This is a genomic window from Flavobacterium piscisymbiosum (assembly GCF_020905295.1).
In the GTDB taxonomy this organism is placed as follows: Bacteria; Bacteroidota; Bacteroidia; order Flavobacteriales; family Flavobacteriaceae; genus Flavobacterium; species Flavobacterium piscisymbiosum.
In genome coordinates this window covers 6,302,875-6,314,019 of record NZ_JAJJMM010000001.1, presented here as the reverse complement: position 1 = coordinate 6,314,019, position 11,145 = coordinate 6,302,875, and the positions used below count along the sequence as shown (strand labels likewise).

At 32.3% G+C, this 11,145-nt stretch carries 10 protein-coding genes; 3 read left to right on the top strand and 7 right to left on the bottom strand.

Translation table 11 applies throughout. The features are described from left to right. A complete protein-coding gene (locus tag LNP81_RS26540) occupies window positions 1-1,182 on the top strand; it encodes a Pycsar system effector family protein (RefSeq protein ID WP_230040614.1) in 1,182 nt (393 codons plus the stop codon). A 21-nt stretch (window positions 1,183-1,203) separates the two neighbouring features. Here the strand turns inward: LNP81_RS26540 and LNP81_RS26535 are convergent, their stop codons facing one another. After that, window positions 1,204-3,573 (bottom strand): GAF domain-containing protein, encoded by a 2,370-nt coding sequence (locus LNP81_RS26535; protein WP_230040612.1) that lies wholly within the window; start codon window positions 3,571-3,573, stop codon window positions 1,204-1,206. A 229-nt stretch (window positions 3,574-3,802) separates the two neighbouring features. On the opposite strand from LNP81_RS26535, the gene LNP81_RS26530 reads away from it, so the two are divergent. Together LNP81_RS26530 and LNP81_RS26525 are read left to right on the top strand one after the other, a co-directional pair. Beyond that, window positions 3,803-4,555, top strand: coding sequence for an SDR family oxidoreductase (locus LNP81_RS26530; RefSeq protein ID WP_230040610.1), 753 nt, complete (start codon window positions 3,803-3,805; stop codon window positions 4,553-4,555). 74 nt (window positions 4,556-4,629) lie between these two features. After that, window positions 4,630-5,211 (top strand): TetR/AcrR family transcriptional regulator, encoded by a 582-nt coding sequence (locus tag LNP81_RS26525; protein WP_230040608.1) that lies wholly within the window; start codon window positions 4,630-4,632, stop codon window positions 5,209-5,211. A 15-nt stretch (window positions 5,212-5,226) separates the two neighbouring features. Here the strand turns inward: LNP81_RS26525 and LNP81_RS26520 are convergent, their stop codons facing one another. The 6 genes from LNP81_RS26520 to LNP81_RS26495 all read right to left on the bottom strand — a co-directional run bounded on the left by LNP81_RS26520 (window position 5,227) and on the right by LNP81_RS26495 (window position 10,704). Next, window positions 5,227-6,303: a hypothetical protein gene (locus LNP81_RS26520; RefSeq protein WP_230040607.1), complete on the bottom strand. Its 1,077-nt coding sequence runs from the start codon at window positions 6,301-6,303 to the stop codon at window positions 5,227-5,229. Window positions 6,304-6,484: 181 nt separating this feature from the next. Further along, window positions 6,485-7,543 (bottom strand): nucleoid-associated protein, encoded by a 1,059-nt coding sequence (locus LNP81_RS26515; protein ID WP_055095663.1) that lies wholly within the window; start codon window positions 7,541-7,543, stop codon window positions 6,485-6,487. A gap of 44 nt (window positions 7,544-7,587) precedes the next feature. Continuing rightward, the gene (locus tag LNP81_RS26510) at window positions 7,588-7,947 is read right to left on the bottom strand and encodes a four helix bundle protein (protein ID WP_230040605.1); all 360 of its coding nucleotides are present in this window, start codon (window positions 7,945-7,947) and stop codon (window positions 7,588-7,590) included. A gap of 92 nt (window positions 7,948-8,039) precedes the next feature. Next, a complete protein-coding gene (locus tag LNP81_RS26505; RefSeq protein ID WP_065451381.1) occupies window positions 8,040-8,579 on the bottom strand; it encodes an IS1096 element passenger TnpR family protein in 540 nt (179 codons plus the stop codon). A gap of 200 nt (window positions 8,580-8,779) precedes the next feature. Further along, entirely contained in the window at window positions 8,780-9,379 is a 600-nt protein-coding gene (locus LNP81_RS26500) for an HPP family protein (RefSeq protein ID WP_230040603.1), read from the bottom strand. Between the two features lie 44 nt (window positions 9,380-9,423). Then, on the bottom strand, window positions 9,424-10,704 hold the full coding sequence (locus tag LNP81_RS26495; protein WP_230040600.1) for a chloride channel protein: 1,281 nt from the start codon (window positions 10,702-10,704) through the stop codon (window positions 9,424-9,426). Between the last annotated feature and the right edge of the window lie 441 nt (window positions 10,705-11,145).

Sequence of the window (11,145 nt, the reverse complement as noted above, 5' to 3'; positions counted from 1 at the left end):
ATGAATCTAGTAGAACAATCCGAAGATTTCGTCAGTAATTTACTCAAAGATAAACTTTCTAATTTATATTCTTATCATAATTTTAACCATACTTTAACGGTAGTAAATGCGGTAAAAGAGCTTTGTAAAAAGGAAGATGTTAAAGGAAATGAAAAAGACATGCTTTTGGTTGCTGCCTGGTTTCATGATACTGGTTACATCGAAGGTTATGAAAACCATGAACAGGAAAGTGTGAAAATTGCTACAGCTTTTTTGAAAGAAAAAGAACAATCAGATGAATTTATTTCAACTGTTTCAAATTTGATCATGGCTACGGTAAAAGAGCACATACCCAAAACACATTTAGAGAAAATAATTAAAGATGCCGATTTTGCCCATCTTATGGGAACTGAATATACTACTACTTGCGAATTATTGCGTATTGAATTAAAAAACACATGGAATTTGGATTTTTCTAATGCCGAATGGGCAAAAGAAAATTTGAATTTTTTAATGAATAAACATCGCTTTTATACCGATTATGCACTTAGAAAGTGGCAGCCTCTAAAAGAGAAAAACTTGCTTCTTGTTCAGAAAAAAATCGAAAAGCAACAAAAGAAAGAAGCAGATAAAATGGAAGATGAACTAAAAAAGAAAGAAAAAATCGAAAAGCCGGATCGTGGTGTCGATACTTTATTTCGCGTTACTTTGGGAAACCATACACGCTTAAGCGGAATTGCCGATAGTAAAGCCAATATCTTACTATCTGTAAATGCGATTATTATTTCGATAGCACTTTCGTCTATTATTCCAAAATTAGACAGCCCTAAGAATGCCCATTTGGTGATTCCGACTTTTATAATGCTGATCTCTAGTGTTACGACGATTATTTTTGCGATTCTTTCGACACGACCAAAAGTAACAACAGGAGTTTTTACCAGAGAAGATATCGAGGCAAAAAAGATTAATTTATTGTTTTTTGGAAATTTCTACAAAATGCCTTTGGAAGAATATGACTGGGCAATGAACGAAATGATGAAAGATCGTGATTATTTGTACTCGACAATGATCAAGGATTTGTATTATTTGGGATTGGTTTTACAACGTAAATACACTTTACTGCGAATTGCCTACAATCTTTTTATGGCAGGACTTATAATAACTGTAATTGCATTTGTTATTGCGTTTAAAACCATTCAATAAGCATAAACGAGCTCAACTGTTTTAGTTGAGCTCATCTAATAAGTCCTGATAAGTAATTTTTTGTTTTACCGGATTTGTATTGTTATTAATCACTTTTACGCGAATCGCTCTTAAACCAGAAACCCCCTGAAGGTCCTCAACTTCAAATTGTTCAATTGAAGGTTCCAGTATTTTCTTGTGTTGTAAATATTTAATGTATTTTAAATATTCAGCTTCTTCGCTGTTTTGAGAATATACAATTGTAATTTTTTCTTTCTCTGTAATGCGTTCTTTTGTGCCTTTGATGTTCGATTTATCAATACGTTTTTTTACCACCTCATATCTTGCATTGTACGTTCCGTCAACATCAAAACGTTTTTCGTCCATTCTAAAACGAATAGAAAGCGGTGCACTAAATACTAAAATTAGCGAAGTTACATCGAGTTCATAAGGCAAAGATTCTTTTAGCTGATGATGTTTCAATTCCATTTCGCATAAGGTTTGTAATTGCCACAAACGTAAATTATGCAAATACATAATATCAAAAGGTTTTGTTGGTGCAATCGATGCTCCTATGTAAAGATTATGCTCGACACCATCAGTTTTAAAACGCTCGTAATAATGCGGATATATTTCTTGTGCTTCAATTTGTTTTCTGTCCAGTACAGAGGCTAATCTTTTGTTGATAATAGACATTGCATTATCAAATTTCTTTCTTTCCTGATAAAATAATCCACTTTTTTCGTCAAGACTTTCAAAATATAAACGTTCCAGTTTCTCACTTTTTTGAGTTTCTGTTGTGTTCTTCAGTAGAGGATGAATTTCTTCCTCAATATATCTTTGAATATACTGCTCTGTGTCTGCTTTTAAAGGAGCATCTAATTCATCACGAAACGATTCCAGTTCGAATTTTCTTTGTTCCAGCAAGACTAAATTCGTATTAGGAGCCTGAGATTCGAAAATATTTAAAATAGCGGTTAATTGATTTTTAAGATCTCTTTTTACCGTTTCATTTCTATGTTCAGAAGAACCTTTAATATCGATCTGGCCGTATAAAGGATATACATTTTTAAAAACTATTTCTTTAAAAATATAATCTTTGGTATGATTGGTATTTTGGAAATAATTCTGTGACTCTTTCTTGAATTTCCAGTATACACTTGGATGAATTGTAGTGTATTCGCGCTGAATAATGGATGCAATCTGATGCTGCATATCTGTATTATAGCGATCGATAGTATCCGTTAAATAGGGAAGGACCAATTCAAGTTTTGTTGCGTTTACGCTATTTAAGTCTCTGATGTTTTTAGAAACCAACTCAACAATCCCTAACAAATGATCGTCTTTTATAACAGGGGCAAAAACGCAACTCTGAATTCCTTGTTTTAATAAATGTTCACCAAGTCTTTTATTAGATGATTCCTCAATGAATTTCTTTACATTCGAAATTACAAATGGTTCTTTATTGTCTAACAAATTCTCAAACGAACAACCAAAAAAAGCATTTTTGCAATCGACTTCCTGATCTTTAGAAAGTAAAAAACTTTGCAGTTGATTGTCAAATTTAATTGGTCTTATGAATTTTTCTTCCTCAGGATTGTAGATAATAAAACCTACTTTTAAATCAGGAATTTTAAAGATTGATTTAAAAATATTGGTTACAATTTCGTCTGTTGCCACTGTTTTTGCATCAGGCTTTAGTAAATTGCTTTTTAGATTCGAAATGGCACTTTCTGTAGTGGCATCAAATAAAGAAACAATTCCAAAACCTTTTAAAGTCCAGCTTCCGGGAGGGAATTTTGATTTCCAAAGTTCAATATCATTATAATTATCCATTAATAAATCAATATCATCCTGAGTAAGATCTATAGAATTCTCACTTGGAATAATCTCCATAAAATCGGCATTGTACAGAATACGATAATGTTTCTCGACACCTTCTTCATCCGGAATATCGTAGAAAAAAGGTTTGTTAAAATCTATTTTCTGTTTGTAATACACTCCTAAAATAAGACAACAGTTGTTGATGTAAAATTGATGATCGTCGAAATCACGAATTTCCATATAAAATTCATCTCCGGCATTGCGAAGAATCTTCTTGAAACGATCTGTATAATTAAATGATATATTTTGAAAAGGAATTGTAACGGCTTTTATTTCATTATTCGTTAAAGCAGTCGGAAACAAGTCGGCTAATAAATTTTTGATTAAAGCTTCATTGTTTTTAATAATAGAAAAATCCTGAATACCAGTCCTAAATTCAGGAATTGGTTCTATTTGTTGCAATAAGGCTTTGGCGTAGTTTGCTCTGTAATCTACATTTGATAAAGCAATTTCTTCAAGAGATTCAATTAGTTTATGAAATGAAATTATGGTTTTAAAGGGACTTTCTTTATATAAATGAATATCCATGTTAAGTTTGTTTTTTGACTACAAAATTAAGCAAATATTAAGAATCTACGACATTTTATTATTTCTTTCGTCTATAGTTCTATAGGTTTTAGTTGCTGGAAATCAGTGTTTTCAGTGCTGTTTATTATTTTAACTAAATATTAACTTTAATAATAACGGAACGATCATTCCGTTATTATATCTTTGTACCGTAATAATTGAATAATCAATAATTTAAAAAATAATAAAAATGAAAAATTTAGAAAACAAAGTAGCGATCGTAACTGGTGGAAACAGCGGAATTGGATATGCAGCTGCAGCAGAGTTTAAAGCACAAGGTGCAAAAGTAATTGTAACCGGAAGAAACAAAGAAGCTTTGGCTCAGGCCGAAAAAGAATTAGATGTAACTGGAATTGTTGCTGATCAATCCGATCTAAAATCAATTGATAATTTAGTAGAACAAGTAAAAGAGCAATTTGGGAAAGTTGATATCTTATTTTTAAATGCTGGAACGGCTTCTTTTGCTCCGGTAGAATCAGCTTCAGAATCACATTATGACAGCATTATGAACGTAAATGTAAAAGGAGTTTATTTTACTGTTCAAAAAGTATTGCCAATCCTGAATAATGGCGGATCTATTATTTTTAATACTTCTATAAATGCTCATGTTGGTATGCCAAATTCAAGTGTTTATGCAGCAAGTAAAGCAGCTGTTTTATCTTTAAATAAAGTATTTGCTACAGAATTAGCGCCGAGAAAAATCAGAGTAAACGCCGTTTCTCCTGGTCCTGTTGAAACTCCATTGTATGGAAAATTAGGTTTAGAAAAAGCAGAAGTAGAAGGTTTTGGAGCTGTTTTGGCAGAAAAAATCTTGTTGAAACGTTTTGGACAATCTTCAGAAATTGCAAAAACAGTAAGTTTTATGGCTTCAGATGATGCATCATTTATTACAGGAACGGAAATTGTCGTTGATGGCGGACTTACTGTAAACGCTGTGGTATAATTTTTTTTTACAGAAATTCAGGAACGATTGTTCCGTTTTTTTATACCTTTGTAATGTAATTTAATATTGAAATTATGGCTAGAACGAAAGAATTTAATGAAGACCAGGCTTTAGACAAAGCCATCGAAATTTTTTGGCACAAAGGTTATAACGGAACATCGGCTCAGGATTTAGTAACACATCTGGGTTTAAGCCGTTCTAGTTTGTATGATACCTTTGGAGACAAACAGAAATTGTTTGCCAAAGCCTTAACAAAGTATCATGAAGATAATTATCTAAAGATTAAGGAAATTCTGGAAACCGCTACAAACATAAAAGATACTTTTGAAGTAATTTTTAAACTGGCTGTTGTAGAAAGTCTCGAAGACCGGATTACAAAAGGCTGTTTTATGGTTAATTCTTCTGTAGAATTGGCCATGCACGACGAAGAGATTGCCAAAATTGTAAAAAACAACAGCAAGGTAATGGAGGAAGTTTTTACAAAAGCAGTCCAGAAAGGGCAGGATTTAGGGCAGATTTCTAAAACAAATAGTGCCAGAGTTTTAGCACGATTTATTTTTAATACCTATTCCGGAATTCGGGTTTTGGCCAGAACGGGCGAAAGAGACAAACAAGTTTATGATGATATTGTTAAAGCTTTATTTTCTGTGTTTTAGGATGAAAAAGATCTATTAAAAAGATATAATGTAATTGAGGTATCTTTTTTTTACTTCAGTTTGAGTAAAAGAGCAGTATTCACCATCTCCAGATATTTTGTAGAGATGCTTAATGCCAAACAAATCAACAACCTCAATGTCTGCCTTATAAAAATCATGGTCATAAAAACTAAAATCCTTCTGTTTTTTACTACCCAAAATAAAAACAGAAGGTTTATTTTTATTTCCGGATTCTATTTTTAACGGAAGTTTGATATCCCACGGAACATTATGTTCCGTATTTTTTATAGATAAGATAGTAAACTCACTGCCAGTATTTTCTACTTGAATTTGAATTTCGGTATAATCTTTAAATAAAATCGATGATTTCAGATTTGGTTGAAATCCTTCATCAATTTTGGAGAGAGAATATAATTTACCTGATTTTAAAAGATTTTTTCCTTTAAAAGTGTAGGTTTTTGACTGATCATAATCTCTTTCAAAAGATTTTTTCAGATCAGATTTAAGAATACTGATAGTGTCTAAATGCGTTTTATTGTGGAGGTAATAATCCTCTAATTGTAATCCTGATGAGTCAAGCAAAAATTCTGGAATAACTGTAAATAAAATTTTGTCAACGTATACTTTTTCAACCTTTAAAATCATTTGGAAACCTGCCCTAATCTCATCAACTTCGTTTATAACGTAAAATTCATTAATTCTGGCGTTTTCAATTTTAGCATCTAGTTTTGGAATATTTTCGACAAAATGAATACGTTGCTGTTCATTAAATTGATAATCTTTTATCCTTTCGACCGATATAAATACTAAAAGAACAACTACAGCTAAAATTGGTAATGTATAAGTATACCATGGACTTCTAACTTTTATTTTTCTTCTTTTTATTTCCTGAATATATTCTTGGGGTAATTCATATAATTCTCCATTCCTTCTTATTGCCCATGTTTTTCCTAAACCAAAAAATGGAATCAAATAAATGTGAAAATATTTTTGACGTATTTCTATGTGATAATCATGGTCATCAATTAGGCCTAATTCGGTTGGATGTATGTCCTTGATTTTAAAATGACGGTAGCCAAAAAATATCTTCATATTGGAGCAGACTGATTTTTAAATATCTTTAAATTAGTTAATGTTAGAATTAACATGACGAATATATAAAAATAGAAATCAAGTGAAGAAGTAAAATTAAAAATTGAGCTATAAAAAAACGGCAATTACTATTGTAGTTGCCGTTTTTTGTTTTAAGTAAGTAATAGAAAATGAATAACTCTTAGCTTTTTTCTTCTTTATTGAAATAAACTAAGTAGTAATACATTTGTTTTTCTTCATCCCAGCCTTTTTCAACAAATTTTTCTGCGCTTTCAGGGTTGATAAAATCCATTTTAATCTGAATATGAGTATCCAGGTTAATAACATTTTTAATCGATTTTCTGGCATCAGAAACTGCTGCGTTTGCAATTGGGAATGAGGTTACATCTTCGATGCTGTATTTTTCTCCTTTATCAACTTTATAATTTTTGAATTCAGGAATCAAGTCAGGATTGTCTAATACTTCATTCAAAAAGTTTTGCTCTTCGAACTGATCGTTTTTAGCGAAATAATTCACAGATCTGTTCATAAACATTACTTCTTCTTTTTTGTCTTCTGCTGGCAAAACAACATCTTTTGCGAAGTTTTGACAGAATTTCAGGTATTTTTTAGTGATGAAGTTTTCATCTTCAAAAGCATCAACAGATAAAAAGTGCTCTAACCAATAACGCGCGTCATAACGGTTACTATCAACGGTTAGAATTTTGTATCCTTCTTCTTTTTTATAATTAAAAATCAAACAACCTTTATCTAATTTGCTTAGGTTGATCCCTTGTTGCAAGATCATCTCCAGGTTACTGTTTTTTTCTTCAAACTGTAAAAAGTCAGCTTGTAACTCACTTTTAAAAATTCCGATTGCATCAACAACATTGTTGTCGATACTTAAATTGGTTAAATACGTTACGTAAACCTCTCCGTTTTTAATGTGCGGGTGATTCGATTGCTCAAATAAATGCGTAGTGATTCTTTTAGAAATCTCCTGCAAATTATTCGGATTATCGAAAATCTCCGTAGCATATTTAAACATGTCGTTGTAATCCAAATCGACTTCGTGCGCAAACTGATAATAGTTTTCTTCTTTTTCTCTAAAAGGCTTAAAAAAGTACTCTTTTATTAAAGGCACAATTTCATCATTCAAATTAAAAGGCTGTTCCGATAAAAAAATCGCTTCGTTTCTGCTTTTGTTTCCTACGCGGTGTATCGCAAGCGTCTCGATGTGGGTGTTGAAAAGGTTGATCATATTTTGAGTTACTGAGATTCTAAGTCTCTAAGATTCTAAGTTTTCTAAATAGTGTCTTTTAATTTTTTAATAAATGACACTAACATTCTTTCGATCTCTCGACTATCCTCGTATAAATTGTTAAATTCTTCTTCTTTTATATAAATGATATTTTTTGCAATTTCTAGCTGAGTCTGCATTTCAAATATAGAACCCATAGAAATATATAAAAACCGCAAAAAATCTTTAGTACTTTCTCTGCCAGATCCTTCGGCAATATTGCTAGGAATAGAAACTGAACTTCGGCGTATTTGAGAAGTTAATCTAAACATCTCTTCTCTTGGAAAAGTGCTTGTTGCTTTGTAAATTTTGGTGACTAATGAAATTGATTTCTGCCAAACTAAGATTTTTCTAAAATGACTCATTATTTTATTTTTAAATTATTTTTTAAAAATAAGAAAATTCTTTCGACATTAAAACTTAGAATCTTAGAACCTTAGTATCTCAGAAACTTAGATCAATTCCAATTCTCCTCAAATCCAAAATCTTCAAAGCTGTCGTCGCCTTCGAACATGTCAAGATCGTCTTCGTCAAGATCATCTTCAAATTCTCCGTAGATATCGTCGTGCATATCGGCTTCAAAGCTTTTTTCTGTGGCTTCGTCAGGCATTTCTCCGTGAGAGAATAGCGTTTCCGGGTAAGGAACTCCTGCAATTTGATCTTCGATAGCGGCTAATTCAACTAAGAAAGTCCACATATTGATGAAATCATATACATAGATAATTTTAGTATTTTGCTCATCTAAGAGATCAGATAATTTATAATCGCTCATGGTTCTTTGTTCTCCGGGAACATCGCCAGTATCAAAAAGTGCAATTTCATCTTCCTGATTCCAAGTTTCATCGCAGGTATAAAACGAAGCTACTTCCATTCCGTCAAAACCAAAAGCGTTGAAGATTGCGTTGTGTAAATCTTCAAGCGTATCGTCTTCAAGAATTGCAATGTCTCTAAAAATATCTTCTTCGGCGTCTAGAATTACTCTAAATTTATAAACCATAATCTTTGTTTTTATTGAGAGGTCAAAGGTAAAATATAAAAAAGGATTTATGAATTAGGAATTGAGATTTGTTGAAAAGATTTTTTAGTTGTCAGGTTGAGCACATTCCGATTGTCAGGCTGAGCGGAGTCGAAGCCCACGTTCCAATTGCAGCGCCCTTCGAATCCGCTCAGGGTGACAACTGTATTTGATGTAAAATTTTATCTCCCGACCAATCGTTTTCTAATTTTATGATAACGCTTGTGATAAGAGCTATGACTAGGATAACTTCTGCCTGAAGTCATATTATTAAAAATCAAGGCAGTTAAAAGTAAAATTAAAGTTCCAACCAAAACAGGTGAAATCACATACATATAACCCAGAGCTTTTACTTTTTCTGTACCAATAACAGCGATTAAAGCAGTTGCGCCTCCGGGAGGGTGAAGTGTTTTTGTAATTTGCATGGAGATTATAGCAAGCGAAACTGCCAATGGCGCAGCAATCCAGATAATATCCGGTGCCAGTTTATGAACTGTAACACCTATAAAAGCAGATATAACGTGTCCGCCAACTAAATTTCGGGGTTGTGAAAACGGACTTTGAATAATTCCGTAAACCAATACACTCGAAGCTCCAAAGGAACCAATTAAATAAACGGCATCATTTCCTGAAAAGTGAATTGACTGTACATAAGCCAGAATTCCAATCCCAATAAATGAACCTATAAATGACCAAAAATGTTCTTTAGTGTCAATTAAAGTTTCTTTGTAAAGAATATATCGTGTTTTGCGGTAGCTTCTTTTAATTTTTGGAGTGGGCATAAATGTGGTATTTTGCTTGAAAAGAGTTAAGATTAATAATTAACTTATTTAGTCAGGCTTGGGGCATAACTGTATACGGTAAAGGGATAAATCATTTTTGCGGTATATTTTGATATTAAACAAACGACCAAAATGGGTAAAAACAAAGTGTAGTCATTTGTTAATCCGCATACTAAAAATATGGCTGTAAAAGGTGCATGAATACTGGCACTTAAAACAGCTGCCATCCCGATAATCATAAAGTTAACCGGAAGTACGTGCACATGAAAAAATGTATTTAGAACAGAAGCCAATAACAATCCTAAAAAAGCACCAATAAAAAGACTTGGAGCAAAAACTCCTCCGTCTCCGCCCGAAGCTAGTGTTATAGAGGTTACAATTGGTTTTAAAAGCAAGACTCCAACAAAGGTAAAAGCCAAAGTAAGCGTTAACGGAATTTCTGCGGAATTCCCAAATATTCCTTTTATGGCATGATAACCTTCACCATATAATTGAGGGAAGACAAATAACGAAACACTTAAAACTACAGAACCAATTAAGATTTTATAATAATGTGTATCGATTCTCCCAAATTGAGATTTGAAAAATAAAACACAACGGGTTAAATAAACCGAATTGATTCCGGCTAAAATGCCTAAAAGGATAAAATACGGAATCGCTTTGAGATGCCAGGTTGTAATAGAAACGGCAAATAAAGGTTCTTCTTTTAATATAGTAAGTAATCCAAAAGCAACTGAAACTGCAATGATATTCGAAATAACAAATGCTCGGGTCACTTTTCTGGAAATTACTTCGAGAGCAAACAAAATTCCTGCAATTGGGCTACTGAATAATGCGGTAACACCAGCTGCAACTCCGGCACAAATTAATTCAGTTTTGTATTTGCGAAATACGTTTTCTTTTTGTTGGGCAACAGATCCTATTGTAGCGGTGGCAACAACAGTCGAAACTTCGATTCCGGTTGAACCTCCAAAAGCAACGGTTAATAATCCGTTGATAAAGTGAGAGGGTATTTTGTATGAAGGTAAATTTTTTGAAGTTGATTTGGTACTTTCAAAAACTTCTTTGATGCCTTTGTTTTCTTTTTTCTTGAATAAATATTGTCTTAGAAAATAAATTACAGATAGTCCGAAAACGGGGAAAAGAATATAAAATAGAGGGTTTACAGATACTTGATGAAAAAATATTTCTTCGTAATACTCCGTAATTTTTTTGAGAGATATTCCTAAAAAGGCCGAAAGAAAGCCAATTAAAACAGAAACAATAACTAATTTTTGAAGGACAATAAATTGATGATTTTTTTTGATTTTCGCCGTTTTGTTCATCAGATGTGGATTTATAAAATCGCAATATTGTTATGCGGATTACAAAATTAGCTAATCAAATTCGTTTTTTAATACAAATCATTCATTATATTGTGTTAAAGTTCTCATTTTAAGAATTTTCTTTCGCTTACCGGATTGGCCACAAAGGCACAAAGACTCTAAGATTTTTTTTAATCATTGATAAGTGAAAATAGGTAAATAAATCTCGCGCAAAGTCGAAGAGTCGCTAAACTTTTTAAGTTAATTTTCTTTGCGACTCTGCGACTTTGCGCGAGATTCCACAACAATTTGAATAGCCTCCAGCTTTAGCTGGAGATACATTATTTTATATAGAAAAGGCTTTAGCCAAATTTTATTTGTTCGGCTAAAGCCTTTTTGCTTTTGTTTATTTACACATCCAGCTAAAGCTGGAAGCTATTCAAAATAACGTTGAATAAAAAT